This is a genomic window from Methylomonas sp. (assembly GCF_023228165.1).
Lineage (GTDB): Bacteria > Pseudomonadota > Gammaproteobacteria > Methylococcales > Methylomonadaceae > Methylomonas.
The window spans coordinates 121081-142420 of the sequence record NZ_JALOBS010000005.1 but is presented as its reverse complement, the minus strand read 5'-3'; the positions used below and the strand labels follow the sequence as shown (position 1 = coordinate 142420).

The 21340-nt window shown below is 51.7% G+C and carries 15 protein-coding genes; all 15 read right to left on the bottom strand.

Annotation, left to right across the window (positions count from 1 at the left end):
* Positions 1 to 65 precede the first annotated feature (65 nt).
* Positions 66 to 1361, bottom strand: a complete 1296-nt coding sequence (locus M0R33_RS05515; RefSeq protein WP_292566214.1) for a TRAFs-binding domain-containing protein — start codon at positions 1359 to 1361, stop codon at positions 66 to 68.
* A gap of 26 nt (positions 1362 to 1387) precedes the next feature.
* Complete coding sequence (locus tag M0R33_RS05510; protein ID WP_292566211.1) at positions 1388 to 2551, bottom strand: patatin-like phospholipase family protein; 1164 nt, start codon at positions 2549 to 2551, stop codon at positions 1388 to 1390.
* A gap of 43 nt (positions 2552 to 2594) precedes the next feature.
* Positions 2595 to 5759 (bottom strand): COR domain-containing protein, encoded by a 3165-nt coding sequence (locus tag M0R33_RS05505; protein ID WP_292566210.1) that lies wholly within the window; start codon positions 5757 to 5759, stop codon positions 2595 to 2597.
* Between the two features lie 138 nt (positions 5760 to 5897).
* Positions 5898 to 6938, bottom strand: coding sequence for a hypothetical protein (locus M0R33_RS05500; protein ID WP_292566208.1), 1041 nt, complete (start codon positions 6936 to 6938; stop codon positions 5898 to 5900).
* 75 nt (positions 6939 to 7013) lie between these two features.
* Positions 7014 to 7265, bottom strand: a complete 252-nt coding sequence (locus M0R33_RS05495; RefSeq protein ID WP_292566205.1) for a hypothetical protein — start codon at positions 7263 to 7265, stop codon at positions 7014 to 7016.
* 121 nt (positions 7266 to 7386) lie between these two features.
* The gene (locus M0R33_RS05490) at positions 7387 to 8004 is read right to left on the bottom strand and encodes a hypothetical protein (RefSeq protein WP_292566202.1); all 618 of its coding nucleotides are present in this window, start codon (positions 8002 to 8004) and stop codon (positions 7387 to 7389) included.
* Positions 8005 to 8327: 323 nt separating this feature from the next.
* A complete protein-coding gene (locus M0R33_RS05485; protein ID WP_292566199.1) occupies positions 8328 to 8837 on the bottom strand; it encodes an NADH-quinone oxidoreductase subunit B family protein in 510 nt (169 codons plus the stop codon).
* 9 nt (positions 8838 to 8846) lie between these two features.
* Positions 8847 to 10430 carry an NADH-quinone oxidoreductase subunit C gene (locus tag M0R33_RS05480; protein WP_292566196.1) on the bottom strand — a complete coding sequence of 528 codons (1584 nt, stop codon included), beginning with the start codon at positions 10428 to 10430 and terminating at the stop codon, positions 8847 to 8849.
* Positions 10427 to 11890 (bottom strand): hydrogenase 4 subunit F, encoded by a 1464-nt coding sequence (locus M0R33_RS05475; protein ID WP_292566193.1) that lies wholly within the window; start codon positions 11888 to 11890, stop codon positions 10427 to 10429. The genes M0R33_RS05480 and M0R33_RS05475 overlap by 4 nt, the downstream gene beginning before the upstream one ends.
* Positions 11887 to 12564 (bottom strand): formate hydrogenlyase, encoded by a 678-nt coding sequence (locus tag M0R33_RS05470; protein ID WP_292566190.1) that lies wholly within the window; start codon positions 12562 to 12564, stop codon positions 11887 to 11889. The genes M0R33_RS05475 and M0R33_RS05470 overlap by 4 nt, the downstream gene beginning before the upstream one ends.
* Complete coding sequence (locus tag M0R33_RS05465) at positions 12564 to 13508, bottom strand: NADH-quinone oxidoreductase subunit H (protein ID WP_292566188.1); 945 nt, start codon at positions 13506 to 13508, stop codon at positions 12564 to 12566. Before M0R33_RS05465 ends, M0R33_RS05470 begins: the two co-directional genes overlap by 1 nt.
* Positions 13505 to 15625: a hydrogenase 4 subunit B gene (hyfB, locus tag M0R33_RS05460; protein WP_292566185.1), complete on the bottom strand. Its 2121-nt coding sequence runs from the start codon at positions 15623 to 15625 to the stop codon at positions 13505 to 13507. The genes M0R33_RS05465 and hyfB overlap by 4 nt, the downstream gene beginning before the upstream one ends.
* A gap of 115 nt (positions 15626 to 15740) precedes the next feature.
* On the bottom strand, positions 15741 to 17381 hold the full coding sequence (locus M0R33_RS05455; protein ID WP_292566182.1) for a SulP family inorganic anion transporter: 1641 nt from the start codon (positions 17379 to 17381) through the stop codon (positions 15741 to 15743).
* 498 nt (positions 17382 to 17879) lie between these two features.
* Positions 17880 to 19820 (bottom strand): alpha-amylase domain-containing protein, encoded by a 1941-nt coding sequence (locus M0R33_RS05450; RefSeq protein ID WP_292566179.1) that lies wholly within the window; start codon positions 19818 to 19820, stop codon positions 17880 to 17882.
* Positions 19821 to 20087: 267 nt separating this feature from the next.
* Positions 20088 to 21338 carry a cupin domain-containing protein gene (locus M0R33_RS05445; RefSeq protein WP_292566176.1) on the bottom strand — a complete coding sequence of 417 codons (1251 nt, stop codon included), beginning with the start codon at positions 21336 to 21338 and terminating at the stop codon, positions 20088 to 20090.
* Between the last annotated feature and the right edge of the window lie 2 nt (positions 21339 to 21340).

The following is a 21340-nucleotide window of genomic DNA, read 5'->3' as shown; positions in this document are numbered from 1 at the left end:
GGTGCTCCGCTGAGGTGTGAATGGGGGCCTGGCTGATCGCTCGGCCCGGTAAAGCGTTGTTATGGTTATAGTCCATCCAGAGGCGAGTTTTGCAATAATTTCTTCAGCGCATCGATTTGCTGTTGGGTGGATTCGCACATCCAATATTCGGAGTACGGTTTGGCTTGCCGCAGGCATTCCTCGGCTTCGGCGTCATTACCCAGTCCCACCCAGGCTTCGGCCTTGGTGGCTAACACCCAGTAACGGTTATCGTCGTCTTCCACATCCTTGATGGTTTTCAGCTCGGCGAATTTGGCATCGGCGATTTTCAACACATCCGCGCGGGTGCGGCGGGCCAGCATAAAATCGGTAATGGCTTCCGCCCTATCCTGGGTCAGGGATGCCCGCACATTCAACAGGAATGCCCAATTGATACCGTTGTAGTAATCGCTTTGTAAGCGATAGCCTTTTTCGTAAGCGCTGATGGCCGTATCCAGATCGCCCGGATCGCGGCTGATGTCGAACAACCGTTTATGGATGGCGCCCCAAATCCCCAAGGTTTCGGCATTATTCGAAGACTCCGGTTGCAGGGGTTGCAGAATCTGCTTAGCTTCAAGCAGGGCGTTGTAAGGGTCGGGGTATTTGGCTTTGTAGGTGACCAGCGCCAGTTGCTGCACCCATTGCGATTGACGGGGGGATAGCGTGTGCAAGGTGGTCAGCAGCGCTTTGGCGAGTAAAAAATCGCTGTTTTTCTTGGCTTCGGTCACTTGTTGCAGCAATACCGACACCGCCGGAGTAGTCGGTTCCGGTGCGGCGGCCGTTTCCGGTGCGATTGCCGAAACGATATTGCCGGCTTTGCCAGTGGTGACGATGCGTTCTTCCGGTGGTTCAAGATTACTTAAATAGGTATACACCGGGCTATCGTTTTGCTCGGCATTGACGATGTCGATAATGGCTTGTTTGAGTAGCTTTCGAAACCGGTCCACTTCTTCAATATCCAACACCTTGCCGTCATGCCGATAGCGGCGGATCAGGATATGGTTAACGTCAAACGGATTGGCGAATTGTTCCTCGGCGATGATGATGGTGGTACGTGGCCTTAACGCATGCCTAACCCCCAGTTCATAAATAGCATTGCAGTTGGAGGTGGATAAATCCGCCAACACCACATCGGCCTTCAGCAATTGCTCGAACATCGGCACATCGATGGTGCCGGCATGCGGGATTTCATCGGCCCGGATGCATTTCAGACCGGCGTCTTCCACCGCCGTCTTGATGATGTATTTATAGCTTTTATCCAGGTCCAGCTCGCGGCTGGTGTGATAATCGGTTTTGACGCCGAAGCCCATCACCACGAAGCAGGTTTTTTGTTGGTCCGCCATGTTGATCTCCCCCAATTGAATTAGAATCAGACAAAGCCTTTAAAATGTTCCGGCTTGATGTGCGTGTTGGCGTACTCGATGCCGACCCGCCGGATGTCGCCGATATGCGCCACCGAATCCAGGCTCTGCACATGGGCCGGGTCGACATCGCGCAAACCCAAGGCATCCAGTCCCTCCCGGGTCACCGAAGGGTCGTAGCGCAGATAACTGAATAATTTCGGCCCGCTGAAATTCACTGTGTTGGGTGACTGTACCATATCGCCGATTTCCCTATCGATAAGCCCGCCGTGCCGGCAGGCGCCCAAGGTGCGGCAGGTCATGTCCCAGCCCGCCGAGGCGGCATTCATCAAGGCCGAGGGTATGTTTTGGGCGAAATGCAAAATATTCAGTTCGTCCACGCCGGTGTTTTTGGCCAGGGTTTTGGCCGCGCCGCCGGTGCCGACCGAAACGATCAACAGCTGGTTTTCGCCGGTTGGCCAGTTGATGTTATAGGGCGCGGCGGTGGCCATTTGAAAGGCCAGATAGGCCGGGTTGTTATAAGTGGTAACGCCGCCGTCGACGAAGATAAAGTTATATTCCTCCGGCGAACCCTCGGCGAAAGTCACCACTTCCGGCGGAAAATAGGTTGGCGCGGCGCTGCTGGCCCGCACCAGTTGCCACAGCGGTAAAAACAGATTGCAGTCGCGCCGACTCAGGTCGTTGTATTTGGCCAGCGGATTATTGCTGACCGGCCACGGCGAATCGGTACTGTGATTGCGCAATACCATCATCAACAGCGTGCGCAGCTTGGAGCTGCCCAGCGTGGCGTTGCTTTCCAGCAATTGTTCATCAAAAGCTTTTCTCAGCAATTTTGCCAGCGGCTCGTTGTTATAATTGAAACGCAAGCGTTTCAACAGCGAGGCCTTGTCGAACATCTGTTCACCGCTGTCCAGATAGAACTCTCTGATCTTGTCCATGGACATGCCGCAGGCGATGCAGGCGGCAATAATCGCCCCGGTGCTGGTGCCGCAGACAAAATCGAAATAATCCGCCAGTACGAACTTATCATCCTTGCCCAGCTTTACCCGCAAGTCATATTCCAGCTTGGCCAGTATCTCCACGCTCATCAAACCCAAGATGCCGCCGCCGTCACAGGCGAGAATTTTCTTGGAGCCGGGGGCTTGCATGCGGTCTAATACGGTTTGGGTCATGGGTGCCTACTTTGGGTTTTTTTAAAAAAACTTCAATAACCATTTACTGATTATTCAATTTGGAATCATCTTTAGTTGATCGATTTTCCCTTAATTTTCGAAAAATATGCATTAATTCACTCTCGACTTGATGCCAGCCATCTCGTTGTGGCTTGATGTCGCGTATAGGTTTTCCTTTAAGTGGTAATGCTTGAAATGCACTAAATGTTTGAGTTTCCCAACAACACTTTTCGAGAATAATTGGGATTAAAATAGTTCGCTCGGATGTTGCGCGTTCAATAGCTAATTTGAGTTCAACACTGTTGACATAGTCAGAGGCTAAAAATTTGGCACTTACTAGTAATAGAATGATGTCTGCCTCTTTAATCTGGCTTTTTATTTCACCATCCCAATTTTCGCCGGGTGTAATCAGACGATCATGCCAATATTTGATCAATCCCGCGCGTTCCTGCATAGGCTTAAGGCGGGTCAATAATTGATCCTTCATTCGTGCGTCTGTACTTGAATAACTGATAAACACTTTAGCTTGCCAAAGACCTTCTTTACGTGCAGAGGGTTCGGATAATCGATTTAGTTCTTTTGTCGGATCAAGTATTAAAGTACCTTGCGGTGTAGCCGCCGAGGACGGGCGTTTAAGTCTTTCGTCGGCCAATAAAGTTTCTACTGGAGCATAGATGTCAGGTCTTCCCTCGACTTCTAAAAATCTTTCTTGCCCAAGTCCTTTTATGTCTTCGTGAATTGTTCGAAAATCAGACTGAATTACACCGAGTAACGACAACCGGGCAGATTGTTCACCAATGGCTATTACTGTAATTGTTCTCAGCTCTTGATCTAATCGCACAAGCGCACGTGCTTCACTGTCTTCTAAAACTACGCCATTGGCCCAACGTGGAAGTGGGCCTGTATCATCGTTTCCTTCGCTGAGCGGATATGTGCGCGTAATAAAACGCGGCATTAAGCCCTCTGGGACAACTGGATAGCGGAATATTAATCGAGTAGCGTCTGTATTTAATGTCCATTCTATCCCCAGTTCTGGTTGTTCCTCTGGTAAACGTTGAGGAACTAACCAGCGATCATTTGCTTCGTTAAGTGGAAAAGCCAAATCAAAACGCCGCATTAATTCGATCAAAAACTCACACATATTTCTCGACTCGTCTGGCAGTGTTTTTTGGGCGGAGTCAAGAGTAAGTTCAGCGCTGCCATCATTTGCCGCAGCAAGTCGCAATAATTTGTATATACCTTCGGTTAACCAGTTAGGATTTAATACGGTGGAATTACGCAAGCGTTCATCTTGTCTATAATTTAAAGCAATTCCTAGCTGATGAAAAGTCTCAGATAATAGGCGTTGATACTCAGTATTTGTTTCACCCAGCTCGGCACATATGGATTGAAATTCGATGTAAGATAAATAATTCTTTTTGGATTGTTCAGTTTCCAAACGATTTTTAATATTCCACCAACTTAGTTTAAATGATTGGTGCACAAATGCCATGGAATCAATGGCTTCGGCTAATTTATTTTTTAAGGGGTTTATTCCTCGACCTGTACTGCAGTCGGTTTCTATAAAATCTATGATAAAAGGATATTTTTCTTTTAAATAATTTCGGTCAATTTTAAAACCAACTGGTTCCCATTTATTCATTGCAATAATGACTTTTGGAGATTCTCCAGTCGAGTCATATGCAAGAGCTCGTATCAGTCGCAACCAATAATCAGCATCTAGTTTTTGGGTATCCTCTCGTCCGGTAATAACTAGGATATAAACGCTATTTCTCGAAAAGAAAAATTGATGGGTGGCATGCGCGGTTATTTGTCCAGCGAAATCCCAGAAATTGACTTTAAATTTGTAGTCCCCGTATGTTAAATAACATGAGGAAATATCGATGCCGAGAGTTTCTTTTTCGTTCGGATTAAAACTATTATTGACTAATTGACGAACTATAGATGTTTTCCCGGCAGCTCCTCGTCCGACTAATATTGCTTTGACTTCATTTAAAGGTTGACCGTCATTTATACTTACAACTTGTTCGTCTGGATGTGAAGTTGGAGTGTTTTTTAAAGTAATAGATTGAAGGAATGCACTGGTTGCACCGGGGTCTCCCTGATAAATATGCAGCGCCGCTTCGATATATTCATCGGTGATATTCGACTTTTTCAATACCCGTTCGGCATACTCGCGCCAGTATTTTTTCTCCCGGATCGCTTGCAACTGATGTGGCATGGCTAGCGTGCCCCAGGGGTATTTGGTCGGATCCGGGACTTTCTGGCCGGCGATCAGTATCAATAATCCCGGACATTGTTCAACCCGGCGTAGGAATTGGCTTTCGAGCCAGTCGGCAACATCCGGTGCGATGTGTTGATAGGTGTCGAAGCCGATCAACAAAGGTTTTCGCAGATTTTTCAAATCCTGCAGCAGTGCGATTTTTCGCGCATCGCCATTGGCACTGTGAAATGCAGGCAAGATGCTGTCGTTTGCTTCAAGCGCCAAGGTGTCGAACAGGTCTTCCAAGCTGGAGCAACCTTTTAAATCGAGAAAAACGGCATCAAGTTCGACTGATTTTGCTAGATTAAAAAATGCAGAGAGCAGTGAAGTTTTTCCTGTATTGCTGGCACCTTCGAGCAGGAAAATACGTTCCCTAGTTGTTCCTCTGATCATCCCCTTAAATGTAATTAATTGATCTGCACGGTCGGCCAGCGGCCAGGGATAGTCATCGGGAATGTTGGGCCAGGAAATTTCAGAGGTGCTTGTGTTGGGTTCTGGTGCGGCGCCTTTCCAGCGTAACCAGGCGATGATTTGGTCATAGTCACGCTGGACATCGAAAACCGGCAGGCCTTCCAGAAAAGTCGGTATGCTGTTGCGGTGCTCGTCTTCGAAGGTGAGGATGCGGCAAAAATCGATATTGCTGCCAGCTTTGTAGAGCCGTTGATAGATCACCTTGAGTTCGTGAATAGCACCTAAACGCATGTTAGGTGGTTGTTCGCCATCCCAGCACTTACGATAAGCTGGTGTGAAGACCGGTAATACGATGGCCGTTTTGTCCGCCTGCATTTCCGACCATTTGGCCCAGCCTTCGTTAGGCCCGCCTGAGCCGCAGTCGCGGTCGAGAATGACATTGACGCCGTCTTTCAGCAGCCGGTCGGCCAAGGCGTAGACCCGTTGCTGGTGAAGGACGTCGTCGTGGCTGTAACTAATGAATACGCTGGTCATAGGCTGAAAGTTAGATGTGTCATTCGTAGTGAGAATGCGTGGGCATGCGGATTATGAGTTACAAATATTATTGTGCTGTTAATCTGTTTCATTATTCGCCGCCGGCTCGGGCTAGTCAATCCACCCAGCTTCGGGCCGCTAGCCGACGCCTCGCGGCGAGTCGGCTTGGCCGGTTACGGGCAATTTCGGCGGCTGGCGGGTCTGACGTTCCTGGCGTTGCGCGTCATCCCTGCCGGCCAGTGCGCCGCGCAGTTTCAACAGGTTTTTCAGGGCGCCGTACCAAAACGGCGCCCCCAGGCTGAGTAGAAACACCGACAGAATGATGCCGATGGGGTTGACTTCGCACCAATGCTGACGCCAGTTTTTGCCGCTATTGATCACGTCGATAACCCCCAATTGTTGCAGGGTGTGCAGTTCGGTTTTCACCGTGTCGACATTTAAATTGGGTTGCGGCTGATTGTCCGCGCGAGTTTGTTCCATAACCATGGCTTTGCTGATCAGTGCTTCGCGCAATTGGTCGTCCATGGCTAAACGGTTGATTACGTCCAGGCTGTCCAGCTGTATTGCCGCCACCACGATGATCGAACACAGCAAACTGACCATGCGGCTGCTGGCGGTAAACCGATCGGAAACCCTGTCCATGGTTTGGTCGAACCAGCCGTTGACTTTGGCCACCAGCCGGCTATTGGCTTCGGTGAGCATGGCAATGCTGTGGCGGACATTAGTGGCCAGTTCCGGATTGCTCAATTCCAACTGCAAGGCATAGTCGCGGACTTTATCGACGGTGTCCTTGGGGTTGTCGATGCCGTTTTGCTGCAACAGTTGTATCAGCAGTTGTTTGGCCTCGTCCGACAACGGCTGGCTGTGATTTTCGGGTATCTCGCCGGCGGCCAAGTCCATCAATAGTTTGACGAATTCCTCCCGGTGTATGGTATCGCCCAGGCGTTGGCCGACGCTGCTGATCATCGGATGAGTAAGCAGGGAGCGGGTAATTTGCTCGGCGATGTTGCGCTGCAGGTTCGGGTCTATCTGTTGCAGCAAATCGCTCAATCCGCGGGCCAGATTTTTGCCGCGCAGATTCACCAGTCCGGAAATGAATTGCGTCAACACCGTCACCGCCATGCTGACAATCAGCATGATCACGGTCATGCCTAATAGAATATCGAGGGTTTTCAGCATACAGAACTCCAAAAAATGTTGGTTAACCGATGATGCAATACTTGATCACACCTGATTATGAAGCGGCTTCAGCAACTACAAAATACCCGTCATACTTGCCAGGAATCGGGTATCCATTGCCATGGATGGCAAACTTCGATCTATCCTGGCGCCTGGATTCCGACAATCCATGCCGGAACGACGGTCACAAATGAGTAGGCGCCTCCGCACGCAGGTTCCGGGTCGATGCAGACCGGCAATGGATAAGCCATCCTGAATGCGCCGGGTTCTAACCCCGGCCTGATTCCCTTCTTCCCAAAGCTGGCCGTCCTGGATTGACAATTCCATCAGCAGCGCCTCCGGACCGATGACCGGGATCCTTCCAGCGCCTGGATTAACAAATCCTAGTCGGCGCTAGCGAAAGCGCCGGCGGAGGGTTCCGATGGAACCGTGCTTAAATTCGTCCGCGCTACCATAACGCCCTGGTATCCAGCCAAATCACTTGCCCGTGCTGCTTTTGCACTTCTGTCACCATATGCGCGGTGCCGCCGGGGCCGTCTCCGCCACCGCCATCCCACAGGCAGATAAACACCAGCTTTTCCGGGCCATAGGCCAGGCCGCTGGCTAATAGCCACAGGTTGCAGCGTTCGTAGGCGTTCATATCCGCGGGCAGGGCGCCGAGTTCGCTGGGGGCGGCCAGGGGCGGCGCGGATAATTGTTGGCTGATGGTTTGGTAACGCAGTAGCCAGTCGGCGTTACCCGGAGTGACCGAGTTTGCTATGAATTCCGCTTCTTGGAAAGGTTGCAGCAGTTGCAATTTTACCCCGCGTTGCAGGCAGGCTTCCGCGAACAGTATGTCGCCGCCGTTAGCGCCTTGGGTGATAGCCAAGTCGCTTGGTCCGGCTTGCATTTCGTCCAATTTATCGGCTATACATCGCGCGGCGAGTGCGGTTTTTTCCGGCGGGAAGCGGGGCGGGCTGCGATGGATTGCATCTATCATATGGCCGCTGAACAATAAGACTCGTTGCGGTTGCCAAGCGTGCTGCGATTGATCCCGTAAATGAAATTTAGCCGGTTGGATGTTCATTACGTATCTACCCCTGCAAGCTATTCAATGTGAGTGCCGTCATTGCAACCGACTCCTGGTAATGGTTATTGAGCGCGGAATTGTAATTTTTGTTAACTGTTTAACAGAATCCGGGAATTATCTGCAAATGATAATAGCCAATTTTGGTGAAAGGGGGGTAAACCTATCCGCTTTTACCTTGCCGGTTGGGTAACGATATGGTCTGGTTACGCTAAAAATTCGCTGGGGAACACTTTGAGGGGCTGGTTTGCAGCTGGAGCGTCATCTTCAGGTTCCCACGCTGAGCATGGGAACCATAAGTGGAACGTTTTGGAATCTTAGGCCTAGCGTTTCATCAAGCCCAACAGGCCTTTCATCAGCACTTCCGGGGTAGGCGGGCAGCCCGGAATGGTCATATCCACCGGAATGACATTGGATACTGCCCCGCAACTGGCGTATGACTCGCCGAACTCGCCGCCGCAGGCCGCGCAATCGCCGACCGCGACCACCCATTTTGGGTTGGGCGTGGCTTGGTAGGTGCGTAGCAGGGCGGTTTGCATGTGTCGCGATACCGGGCCGGTCACCAGTAAGACGTCGGCATGACGGGGGGAGGCGACGAAATGGATGCCGAAACGTTCTATGTCGTAATAAGGATTGTTCAGGGCGTGGATTTCCAGTTCGCAGCCGTTGCAGGAACCGGCATCGACCGCGCGGATGGCGATGCTGCCGGAAAACCGGCGGTCGATATGCCGCTTGATTTCTATGCCCAGCTGTTCCAGTTCCGCGTCTTTCGGGGCTTTTATCCGCTCGGTGACGATGCCGGTGCTGAGGATTTTAGTAAATAGTCTAAACATGGCCGCTACCTATAAATCGTTGCCCGAATAGGAGCCGTTCAGGGATTTGTTACAGACCGGAAAATCCGGGACGATATTGTTCAGCACCAGTTTCTCCAGGGCCGGCCAATTCAGCTGGCTGGGATCGCGCGGATAAAAGCGGGAAATTTTGTTATCGGAGCCGAAGGCTACATAACTGACGATTTCGCCGCGCCAGCCGTCGATGATGCCCAGACCGGAACTACCCGCTGCGGGAATTTGCCAGGCTGTGGCGATTTCACCCGCTTGCAGCAATGCCATGAATTGTTCGATTAGTTTCATCGAGGCCATAATTTCCTTGTAACGTATCCAAAACCGCGAGGCGATATCGCCCTGGTTTTCCAAGGCCACTTTTACCGTGACTTTATCGTAGGGCGGGTAGGGCGCATCGCGGCGCACGTCGAAATCCTGACCGCTGGCCCGACCGACGTAGCCGAGCGTGCCGAAGGCGGCGGCGATGTCTTCGGACAAAAAGCCGGCGGTGTATAACCGATCTTCCAGCGATGAATTCAAATCCAGTGTGGTAATGATGTCCGATAGTTCTTTTCTGAGCCGGACGTTATCCGCTTTGAAGGCGTCGCAATCGGCCTCGCCTATGTCGTGTTTAACGCCGCCGGGAATGATGCAGTCCATTAATAAGCGATGCCCGAATATATTGGCCTGAGTGCGCAACCAGTCTTCCCGCAGCCGGCTGAATTGGATTTGCGCGAAAGTGAAAGCCACGTCGTTGCAGATTGCGCCGATGTCGCCCAAATGATTCGCCACTCGCTCGCGTTCGGCCAATATGCCGCGCAGCAAGGCCGCGCGCGGCGGAATGCTGATGTTTGCCGCTTGTTCCATGGCCTTGCAGGCCGCCCAGGCATGGCCGACCGTGGTATCGCCGGACACCCTGCCGGCCAAACGGGCCAACGATTCGGGCGTTCTACCTTCTGCGATTTTCTCGATACCTTTGTGCGTGTAGCCGAAACGTTCTTCCAGATTCAGGATCAGCTCGCCGACCGCCTGAAAACGGAAGTGGCCGGGTTCAATGATGCCGGCGTGAATCGGGCCGACCGGAATTTCGTAGGTGCCGGCTCCATGCGATTTGACGAAGGCATAATCCAGGTCCGGTGGCGTAATCGCTTCCGGCTGGCCTTGCACGGCAAACGCCTTGCGCAGCGGGTATTGGTGCTTGTCCCAGGCCTTATGTCGGGTCCAGGGCCGGTTGTCCGGGTGCTCGGCGAATTTAATGCCGAACATATCCTGAGTGTGGCGTTCGCTGCGGTTGGCCGCCGGATACACAGTGGCCTGGCTGGGCAGTTCCGCTCTGTTAAGATCGATGGAGGTCCGTACCTGAAGATATTCGCCCTGTTTTTCAAACAAGACGTAAACGCTGAATTGCTCGGGGCCTTGTTCCGCCCAGCCGGCGGACCAGCGCAGCCGATGCGTCATGGCTACTTCGGCCAGCTTTTGCCAGTGCCGGTCGGCGATTTGCCAGGCCGACAGGTGGTCCGCGGTCGCGGGTTGCGTTTCGATCAAAACTCCCGCCGCATCCATTGCCTGGCCGAATATCTCAGTCCAGTTTAAATTACTCATAACGGCATACTCCCTGAGATCAGCAGTGTGGCCTGCGAAAACCAGTTGGCCAGAAAATCCGGTATCGCCAGACCCAGCCACAACACCAGCGCCAGATGTATCATCACCGGCCATAGATTGGCCTTGATCGGCAATTGGCCTTCGGGTTGTTCACCGTACACGATGGGTTGAATATGGCGGAACAGGCCGGCAAAGGCGATGCCTATGCCCAATAGCAACAAGGGCGCCAGCCAGGGATAGCTGTGCATGGTGGCCAGCAACACCAGAAATTCGCTGGTGAATACCCCGAACGGCGGAAAGCCGGCAATCGCCACGGTACCTATTAACAAACCCCAGCCGATCCGGGGCTGGGTTTTGATCAAGCCGCGTATCCGGTCCATATTCTGAGTACCGGCCAATTGCGAGGCATGGCCGACGGTGACGAAGATGGCCGATTTGGTCAGGGAATGCACGGTCATGTGCAGCAAGGCGGCAAAGGTGGCCAATGGGCCGCCCATGCCGAAGGCAAAGGTCATCACTCCCATGTGCTCGATGGATGAATAACTAAACAAGCGTTTGATGTCTCTTTGCCGATGTAAAAACAAGGCAGCCACCAAAAACGACAGCATGCCGAAGCCCATCATCAGCAAGCCGGCCATATTGCCTTGGGTGGCGCCGTCGACCAACATTTTATTGCGCACCACCGCATACAGGGCGTCGTTCAATAACAGTCCGGACAATACCGCCGACATCGGTGTGGGGCCTTCGGAATGGGCGTCGGGCAGCCAGTTGTGCAAGGGGACCAGGCCGATTTTGGTACCGTAGCCGATCAGCATGAACACGAAGGCAATCTCCAGAATTTCCGGATTCAGTTTCCGGGCATTGTCGAACAGTACCGACCATAACAAGGCATTGTCGCCGTCGCCGATTTGCACGGCGGCGTAATATAGCAGGATGGTGCCGAACAGGGCCTGAGCGATACCGACTCCGCACAGAATGAAATATTTCCAGGCCGCTTCGATGGATTCGGGCGTGCGGTACAGGCTGACCAGCAATACCGTAGCCAGTGTGGCGCCTTCCATGGCCACCCACATCACCCCCATATTGTTGGTGGTCAATACCAGATACATGGCCAGCATGAAGCCCTGATACATCGAGTAGTACAATTTCAGTCGTCTTTCGGTCAGTTTGCCCAGCTCTTTTTCGTGCTCCATGTAAGGCGCGGAGAAAATCGCCGTGGTCAGGCCGATGAAGGCGGTCAGCACGATCAGATAGACATTGAATGAGTCGATGATGAAGGCTTTGCCGGATGACAAAATGGTGCCGTTATTCAGCACGTTCACCGCCAGCCAGACGGTCGCCGCCAGCGTCACCGCATTGAAGCGCACATTCAATCGCCCAGTCTCCTGCTTATGGCCGTCAAAGGCAAAAAACAGGATGCCGGCGAACGGAATCAACAACACCAGATAGGCGGCAATCATTGGTCCACCTCATGCAAACGGTTCATGCGGTCGACATCCAGCGAGTCGATGCTGGTGCGGATATGGAAGAAAAAGATCCCGAACAGCACAGCCGCCACCAAGACATCAAAGGCAACCCCCAATTCGACCACCATCGGCATGCCCTTGGTGGCGACGATGGCGGCAAAGAACAAACCGTTTTCGATTGACATGAAGCCGACCACATGCGCCACGGCCTGGCGATGCGAGATCATCAGCAGCATGCCCAGCAATACCACCGACAGACTGACGGCCAGGGCATTCAGCATGATCGCCGAAGAGGTTTGTACGATGGGATGCAGCACGTAATAGCTGAACACCATCAAACCTGCGCCGCCCAGCATTACGGCGGTGTTGTTTTTCAAGGCTTCGACATCGCGGTGCATGTTCATTAATACCACCTGCCGCCGCAGCATCCAGGGAATGAAGATTACCTTCAAGATCAGGGTCATCATCGCGGAAATGTATAAATGAGGGCTGTTCAGGCTGTAGGCGGCCAACGTCGTGGTCAGTGTCAACAGCAGGCCTTGCAGCGCGAACACGAAAATCAGCCGTAATAAACGGCCTTGGCCCAGCATCAGAAAAGACGTCAATCCCACCAAGGCCGCCATCGATAAAATGGCCTGGGTATAAAAATCCTGTTGTTCGATATTCATCAGCGCGAGGCCTCCAGAATGATGTGGCTCAACATGCCCAATAGGCCCAACAGATAGGCGAAGCTGAGATACTCCTGCACCCGGAACAGGCGCATTTTGGCTACCAGGGTTTCCGAGATGGACAGAAAAACCGCCAATGCCGCTAACTTGCCGCTAATGGCCAGCAAACCGTATCCCAGCGCATGAATCGAGAAATTCTGGGCGATGCCCCAAGGCCAAAAGATATTGGCGATCAGTACGCCGTACAGCATCAATTTCAGTTGGCTGGCCCATTCGATCAGCGCCAAATGCCGGCCGCTGTATTCCAATATCATCGCTTCGTGGATCATGGTCAGTTCCAAATGCGTGGTCGGGTTATCGACCGGAACCCGACCGGTCTCGGCGATGGCCACCAGGATCAAGGCGAACATGGCGAATACAAATGACGGCCTTAGCACCAGGCCTTCATTCAAAACATGCGCTATCGCCAGCGACAGGTTAGTGGTGGAAGCGGTCATGGTCAGGGTGAACACCGCCATCAGCATGGCTGGTTCCGCTAATGAGGAGATGGTCATTTCTCGGGACGAACCCATGCCGCCGAAAGCGGTGCCGATGTCCAGTCCGGCCAGGGCCAGGAAAAACCGGGCAAAGGCGAAAAAGCCGACCAACACGATCACGTCGGCACTGGCGGCGGTGGGCAAGTCCACCGCAATCAGCGGCACCACCGAAGCCGCCAGCACCATGGCCGAAAAGATGATGTAAGGCGAGCGGGTGAATATCCATGAGGCGTGCTCTGCCACCACCGGTTGTTTGCGGATCAGTTTCATCAAGTCGCGATAAGGCTGCAGCAGGGAAGGTGCTTTTCGGTTTTGCAAATGGCATTTGCACCATTTTAGCCAACCGCTTAATAACGGAGCCAGCGCCACGAATAACAGCGTTTGGACAATGGCAAGTAACCAGTTCATAAGCTGACCACCCATAGCATGATGATTAAAGTGACGAACGAATAGCCGAGATAGACCCGGATATTGCCGGTTTGAATGCGGCCTACCAGCCGGGCCGCGGAATTGATGCCGTGAGCAATGGGTTGATACAGTCTGGGCCAGCAATGATCTTCAACCTGCAACCGGTAACGAATGGACGAGACATCCATATCCAGCGCACCCTGCATGTCTTTGTCGATTTGTTCGTCTATCAGCCAGACTTTGGCGAAGATACGCCGGAACGGCATGGTAAAGGCGCTGCAACTGTATTGCATGCGCGCGTTCAAGCCGCCGAAGCCGCAATCCCAAGTGGCGGCGCGGCGCATGGTTTTGGTGTCCGGATTGCGCCGTAAGTACCAGAATGTGAAGGCGCAGGCAATCAGTACGCCGACCAGCACCAGTATGGGCGAATACGAGGCTTTCTGGGCCGATACCGGCGCCAGCCACATCCAGCTTTGTAGCGTGTCGTTCGGCAAAGTCTGACCGATGAGTTGCTTGGCGACATTATTCAGCGCAGCGATGATCAGGGTTGGAAAAATTCCGAAAAAGAAACACAAGCCGGCCAATAATTTCAGCGCCAGCAACATGCCTTTATCGTCCACCTCCTGTGCTTTTTCGCTGTGGCGGGAGCGCGGCAGGCCTAAAAATATCATACCGAACACTTTGACGAAGCAGGCTGCCGCCAATGCCGCGGTCAAAGCCAAGGCCGCCGCGGATACCGGAATCAGGCTGCGCAATACCCCGTTGTCCAGTACATCGACTTGTAAAGCAGTCTGGAAGGCCAGCCATTCCGAGACGAAGCCGTTAAATAGCGGCAGCGAGGAAATGCTCATGCAGCCGATCAAAAACAGGAAGCTGGTTTGCGGCATGCGTTTGATCAGGCCGCCCATGCAATCGATATCCAGGCTATGGATTTGATGTTGCAGTATCCCGGCGCCCAAAAACAGCAGATTTTTAAACAAGGCGTGGTTGAAAGCATGAAACAAGGCCGCCAGCAACCCCAGAGCCGCCAACTGCGGAAAACCGTTGGCCATGAAAATCATCGCCAAGCCCAGTACCATAAAAATGATACCGATATTCTCCACGGAGCTGTAGGCCAGCAGGCGTTTAAGGTTGGGTTGCATCATGGCGTACAAAATCCCGCCCAGGGCCGAGATGGTGCCCAGTACCAATAACACCACGCCCCATTGCCAGTGCACGTCGGTGAGTAAATCGAAACAAAACCGGATTAGGCCGTAGACGGCCACTTTCAGCATCACGCCGCTCATCAAGGCGGAAATGTGCGAAGGCGCCACCGGATGCGCTTCCGGCAGCCAGACATGGATCGGCACGATACCGGCCTTCATGCCAAAGCCCAGCAATGCCAGAACAAAAGCAATGCTGGCCCAGGTCGTGGATAAATTCGCTTGACGCAGCGCATCGAAGGTCAGGCCGTCGGCGAAACTGGCGAGCACGCCGAAACCCAGAATGATGGCCAAGGCGCCGACTTCGGCCATCAGCAAATACAAAAATGCCGCTCTACGGTTGGCCGGATTTTCATGTTGAAAGGCCACCAGAAAATAACTGGCGACCGACATCAGTTCCCAGGCAATCATAAAAAAGAAAGCGTCGTCCGCCAACAGCACCAACAGCATGCCGGCCACGAACAGGCCGGTGAACAAGCCCAGCACCGCAAAGGGATGTTTTTCTTCCTGATAGGCTTCTACATAGCCCGGCCCGTAAATACTGACAGCCACTACGGCAATGCCGACGATCAGAAAGAAAAATCCCGACAAACTGTCGAAACGCACATGCCAGGGCAACCAGGGCAACCCCAGGCCGATTTGATCGGTAAAGGCGGATTGGCTGTTAAGCACCGCGATACCGGCCAATACCGCCAGCAGGCCGGAGAGCCCCAATACGATAAAAACCGCCTGCTTTAGTCGCAAGGGATAACGGCTTTCCGTCAGGCAGTCATCCAGCCAATCGCGGCCGCCGCGCTGAATCGGAACACGCTCTAACAGCGCGTGAACACTGGTGCGTTGATTAATCAGTAAAGCCAGCATGCCGGAGGCGAAACTGCACAACACGGCGGCATAGGCCAATATCAAAACCATCATCGTTACTCGCTGTAAAAACTGAGATCGGTACTCGTAAAATTCGACCGGCATCCGCCAGTCCCACCCATGACATTGACGGACAAACTGGTCGCGAAAATAAATCGATTTAGCGGGTTCATGTTCGTTTGCGCCGTGAAGCCAAATAGTGGTTGGAATAGGCATGATGCATATCCAGCCCGACAATTTCGCAATGGCCGCCGGCTTGATTGTGTTCTTCCGTGAAATGGTGAATGAATTCCATCACCGTATGATCGATCAGCTCGGCTTCGCTTAAATCGAAGTAGACATTCTTGGCTTTTGGGAAATCGGCCAACAGGCTTTTCAGGCTAATGATATTGGAAAACACCGCCGCGCCACTAACCTGGATACGGTAAGTGTCCGCGTCGGTTTGTTTAACTTCGTAGGCCATCGAAAACAGATTGCCGGGTTTCAGTCCGCGCGCGAAATGCATCAACAGTTTAACAGCAATACCGATTGCCACCCCGATTAACAAGTCGGTTGCCAATACGCTGAGGATGGTGACTACAAAGATCACAAAGTTATCGATACCGACTTCCAGGGTTTTGGCGAACTCCTTGGGAGAGGCCAGCCGAAAACCGGTGAACACCAGCAAAGCCGCCAGTGAGGACAGCGGAATTTCATGGATCAACCTGGGAAACAGGGCCACGAAAATCAGTAAAAAAGCACCATGGAAAAAATTGGACCAACCGGTTTTGGCACCATTATTAACGTTGGCCGAACTCCGGACGATTTCCGCAATCATCGGCAAACCGCCTATCAGTCCGGAGAGTATATTGCCCGCCCCGACAGCGGCTAGATCCCGATTCAAATTCGAATCGCGTTTGTATGCATCGAGTTTGTCCACCGCGGCCGCGCTTAACAGGCTTTCCAGACTGCCGACCAGGCAGATGGCCACCACAGCCAACCAGAATTCATAGCTGGCGATTTTGGAGAAATCCGGAAAATAAAAGCCGGCCATGAAATTTTCGGGTACAGCCACCAGGAATGCCGGGCCGATAGTGAATTCGTGATGGGGCAAAATTTCCGCATCCGGCAAAAACAAATATTTATGGATGTGGTCCAGATCGAAATACTGTCCCAAAGCCAGACCCAGCAATACCACCAGTAATGGCGCCGGTATCATTTTTAAGAGAGGGTTTTTCAGCAAGCTCCAGATTATCAGTAAACCCAGGCCCAGCAGACCGATGATGGATACTTCCGGATTCATGTCCATTATCGAGCGTGGAATTTCGGCGATAGTGCCGAACAGGGATTGCGCGGCCGGCTTGACACCCAATAAGGTGTGGAACTGCTTGGCCATGATGATGATGCCGATTGCCGCCAACATGCCGTGTACCACCGAAGAAGGAAAGAATGCGCTTAATTTGCCGGCTTTGAATACGCCCATCAATACCTGCAGAATGCTGGCGATTACAATTGCCGCCAAGGTATAGCGATAACCGGCCATGGCATCGCCCTGGCCCAGCGATTGCACCGCATCGACAATCACTACGATCAGACCGGCGGCGGGACCATTGATAGTCACAAACGAGCCGCTGATGCGCGATACCACCAAGCCGCCGATAATGGCGCTGATAATACCCGCCATGGGCGGAAAGCCCGATGCCATGGCTATCCCCAGGCAAAGCGGTAGGGCAATCAGAAAAACCAAAAAGCCGGCTAGCAGGTCGCTATGCCAATTCTCGACCAGTCCGGCAAAGCCGGTTTTAGGCGTACTAGATTTGGAAACATCCATCGCAATATTCCTCGCTCAACCATATAGAGACCAAGGAATCACGCAAAGGCCGGGCCAAACTGTAATTCGCTTTGTAGAACATAGCGGAATCGATAATTTCTTGGGCCTAAAGGCGGGTTTCCAAATGTTTGCGGCTTATTTGAACCGGTGATATTGGTTGGTTTAAACCGGAGATGGGTAGATTCAAACCATGCCGAGCGGGTGAAATAGCCTGTGGCTATCTATCGGCTTGGTTGATGTTTAAAAATCAACGCGAAGTTGACAAGGGACGACTCATTCCATAATAAATTCAGGGGGTGTGTTGTAATCAAAAGGCTTGATAATAGTGGCCAAAAATGAACCCCCTACCTAAAAATTGCCCAAAAAGGACAATAGTAAACATTGCTAATGGCAGACAGGAGAAATACGCCGATCTGTGAGAAAAAACGCGGACAATTTTGCCGAGTGAACCAGTAAAATTATGAAAAAATCGAGTTTTTTTGGGCATTAATTGATGGCTTAAAGTTTATCAGAGACAGCAGGCGCTTGATAATTCACTTTTAAATAGGCTTTAGCGCACGATATGCCTGCGGTCAAACGCGCGGAAATGCGATGATAGCCCTCGCGATTTGCAGTGAAGGTCAAATTCAATGGCGCAGTATTCGAAGCTAAGCCTTGCTTCGTTTGTTGTCCTTGGTTTATTTGCTTTTGACCATTCGTATCGGGAAGGAATACCGATACTTCGGCATTTTGTTCGCCTTCGGTATAAAGCTCGACCTTAATGTCGGTATTGGCCGCCACCCATATTGCACCACCGGTACGAAAATCACCATTACACAACTTGCCGCCATAACCGGGCGATTCCGGACTAGAGTCGCCTAAATCATCATCCATTTGAAATTCCTGCGTCGTTCGGCGGGAAGCAGGCGCAAAACCACCTGAAAAACCTGTCGGTGCCCAAATTGCGTAGCTCATTGGCGGCACGGTAACTTGCACCCAACCATCCTGATTTGTCTTAATATCGCCGCTATCTGAGGGCGTATAATTATGCAGCGTAACCTGCTTGCCGAAATCCGTTTCCACCCATGCTTGCAATGTTTCGGTACCGCTATCGTTAAGGCCTATTAACGCCTTGCCGCTACGTTCGATAACAAGTAAATCTTGCGAATTGCGGTAACGGACCTTGTAGGCACCGTCTTTGAAATCCAATTTTTGATGCGCCCAAATGATGTTGCTTAGGTAGTCGCGAGTGCTGATTTTAGCCGGGTCGGCCTTGAAGCGGTCAGCACCGTAATTGACGAACAGGTCTTCATAATAAACAGTGGGACTGCCATCGAAGGCGAAGGCGGCGGCATAAGCCACTTTCGTGCGAGGATTATCCGGATCGATCGTCGGCAGAATCTCATCCCCACTTTGGCGCCAGTCGCCATTCCTATCATCATGTTGGGTCGACGACGTATTGGCCGAATCCCAAAACGCGCCTTTCCAAGTATCGTGATTATTCAAGAACGGCGAGCTTTTCAAACGATTTTTTTGCTGTTTATCGGGTAAAGAACCAATATCGAAGAAACCGCCATCATTGACTAACGCCGCCAAACCTTCCCGCAACGCAAAATCGAAAGTACCGCATCTATTTTGGGTGGCATTGGCCCATCGATCTAATTGGTCGGCACCGGAAACGAATTCACCAACGCAAAAATAAGCATTCCCCGGCCCCATAGCATTGTAAAGGACGTCTTCGACGACATAAGCGGGAAAATGCTTAACCGCATCGAAGCGAAAACCGTCTGCATCGGTTTGTTTTTTAAACCAGACTAGCCATGCACGCGCGTTATCCAGCATGTATTGGCCGTTGCCTCCCCCTCCTTGTTGATTGCCCAGGTAGCAAATGTCGGCGCCAAGCAAACTGCCGCATATATCGCCACCATTACAATCGTGATCCGGGTTAGGATGGAAATTCCAATGATCTTTGGCCCACCTTCCCGTAGAAGGCCCGGCGTAACCGACAAAACGAAATTTTTTATATTTATCGCCAGGTGCATTACTGTCTAAATCACCGCCAATGACGTGATTCAACACGATATCGGGATAAACATCCAAACCGTTGGCATGGGCAATGGCGATAAATCGCAATAAACTGTCTTTGCTACCGAAGCGGGTAGCGACCGTGTTTTTTTGATTTTTATCGCCTAAATCGTAATGGTCATAAATGCCATATCCCATATCATCCATCCCTTTCCAGCCTTTGGCCGGCGATGGAATCCAGATACCATCGAAGCCCAATTCCCGCAGGCGGGGTGAAAGCTTGGCTAAATAGGTATACCAATCACCCGAATAATTTTGATTCTCGGCGCCCCACCAAAAGCCTTGGAACACCACTTTCCCGTTCCAAGGATTTCCCGTTGCTTCGTGACACACCATTAGGAGTGCAAGCGCACCACAATAAACCAACTTACGCATGAAAACCCTCCTTTCGATTGAGCAAAATAAGCAACGCGGACGATGTCATCCCTGTGACGTTAAAATTCACTGATCGTGAGCTCGTTACTGTGAACGTAACAAAATTTGTCGTGGGTACGCTTGCTTGTCTACATGGGTGTATTCTTGGCGCTCTGTTCGGCGAGTCACCGTACCCCTAAGCTGCGCCCCTTTCATAAACAAGGGTGTAACGTTTTTCATGAACGTTAGGCTTATGAAATTCGTAACAGCTCTACGATGGCTGCTTCGCTAGTCGTAGCCACCGAACATAAACAACGAAACATCCTCATCGCTAGGGTTCATCAAGCCATGTAAATTTCCACCTTTCAACATGGCGAAATGGCCGGCCCGCAAGGTTCGGATTTCGAAGCAGCGCTCCCTGTTATTGGGTTTGGCCCAATCACCGACGACCATGAAACCCGAACCCTGCATCATCAAAAATACTTCCTGATTATCCCGGTGCCGATGCAAACCGATCCCGCAATTAGCTTTCATGATATGCAAGTCCATGTAATCGACGGCCATGAACTTTTCGACGATATTGTTATGGTTTTTGCTGCCATGGGCATCGAAATTCCATGGTTCCAACTTCCGCTCCAATTCCCGGCTGTTCGAGTAGGCGAAATAATTGGACAACAGATTTCTGAACTCAAGAAAGCCCACGCCACCATGTGGGTTAGGGCTAATGCCGACACCTAAAAAATTATCCCAGCCACGCAGGATCATGTTGAACTCATACTGATAATTAGCGCCGCCTTTCGAGTCCCATACGCTTTCGTCGTCGGTCGTCCAGGCTAACTCGATATGTAAAGGTTTAATCGGATGCATAGTGTTGTCGGGACTAACCTCGAACATATTTCGATTGTCCAAGCCGCTGCGATTGAAGTCGGCCATCGACCCTTTGATCAAATCGCTACGGGGGATCAATTCACCTCTGTCAAAAGCACTTTTACCCTTGCTATCCAGCAAGTCTCTGAGATTAAACCCGGCAAAACCCCACAACTCGACGGCATAACAATCGCTAATCTCGTTATACGGTACAACGATGTATTGGCTGGTTTGCGCGTTTCCGATCCGCATATACAGTTTGATATTGGCACCAAGTTGATGGTTTGCCGCTTGCGATAAGTTCGAATCCGGGCCGCCTCGGTAACTGATGCGAACAAAGGGAATAGTGGCGTCTCCAACCGCAACCCAGCCCCTGACTAATGTCGTATCGGTGGTTCGAAAATCCCGAATGTTTTGCTTTTGAAAGTCCTCCTTATTATCTTGCCGCTCCGGCTCACGCACATTGCTATCCGAGCCTGCGGGACCATAGAGCTCCAAGAAATCGTAAGGGAACATGAATTGTAAATGTTCGGTCAGATAAAAATCTCTCTCCGCCGCCAATTGGTTTTTTTCCATTAGTCCCAACAATTTAAGCAACGAGTTGCCTCGGTTGTAATCGGGTGTCGTACCTTGCGGGACCTGAAAAATACTATCGGTATGTAGAATTTGCATAG

Bases quoted from the DNA above. Each gene is read 5' to 3' on its own strand.
- M0R33_RS05470 (WP_292566190.1), bottom strand. From the start codon at position 12,564: ATGAATATCGAACAACAGGATTTTTATACCCAGGCCATTTTATCGATG.
- M0R33_RS05450 (WP_292566179.1), bottom strand. From the start codon at position 19,820: ATGCGTAAGTTGGTTTATTGTGGTGCGCTTGCACTCCTAATGGTGTGT.
- M0R33_RS05510 (WP_292566211.1), bottom strand. From the start codon at position 2,551: ATGACCCAAACCGTATTAGACCGCATGCAAGCCCCCGGCTCCAAGAAA.
- M0R33_RS05485 (WP_292566199.1), bottom strand. From the start codon at position 8,837: ATGTTTAGACTATTTACTAAAATCCTCAGCACCGGCATCGTCACCGAG.
- M0R33_RS05515 (WP_292566214.1), bottom strand. From the start codon at position 1,361: ATGGCGGACCAACAAAAAACCTGCTTCGTGGTGATGGGCTTCGGCGTC.
- M0R33_RS05455 (WP_292566182.1), bottom strand. From the start codon at position 17,381: ATGGATGTTTCCAAATCTAGTACGCCTAAAACCGGCTTTGCCGGACTG.
- hyfB (WP_292566185.1), bottom strand. From the start codon at position 15,625: ATGATGGTTTTGATATTGGCCTATGCCGCCGTGTTGTGCAGTTTCGCC.
- M0R33_RS05495 (WP_292566205.1), bottom strand. From the start codon at position 7,265: ATGGAATTGTCAATCCAGGACGGCCAGCTTTGGGAAGAAGGGAATCAG.
- M0R33_RS05465 (WP_292566188.1), bottom strand. From the start codon at position 13,508: ATGAACTGGTTACTTGCCATTGTCCAAACGCTGTTATTCGTGGCGCTG.
- M0R33_RS05445 (WP_292566176.1), bottom strand. From the start codon at position 21,338: ATGCAAATTCTACATACCGATAGTATTTTTCAGGTCCCGCAAGGTACG.
- M0R33_RS05480 (WP_292566196.1), bottom strand. From the start codon at position 10,430: ATGAGTAATTTAAACTGGACTGAGATATTCGGCCAGGCAATGGATGCG.
- M0R33_RS05490 (WP_292566202.1), bottom strand. From the start codon at position 8,004: ATGAACATCCAACCGGCTAAATTTCATTTACGGGATCAATCGCAGCAC.
- M0R33_RS05475 (WP_292566193.1), bottom strand. From the start codon at position 11,890: ATGATTGCCGCCTATCTGGTGTTGTTGATTCCGTTCGCCGGCATCCTG.
- M0R33_RS05500 (WP_292566208.1), bottom strand. From the start codon at position 6,938: ATGCTGAAAACCCTCGATATTCTATTAGGCATGACCGTGATCATGCTG.
- M0R33_RS05505 (WP_292566210.1), bottom strand. From the start codon at position 5,759: ATGACCAGCGTATTCATTAGTTACAGCCACGACGACGTCCTTCACCAG.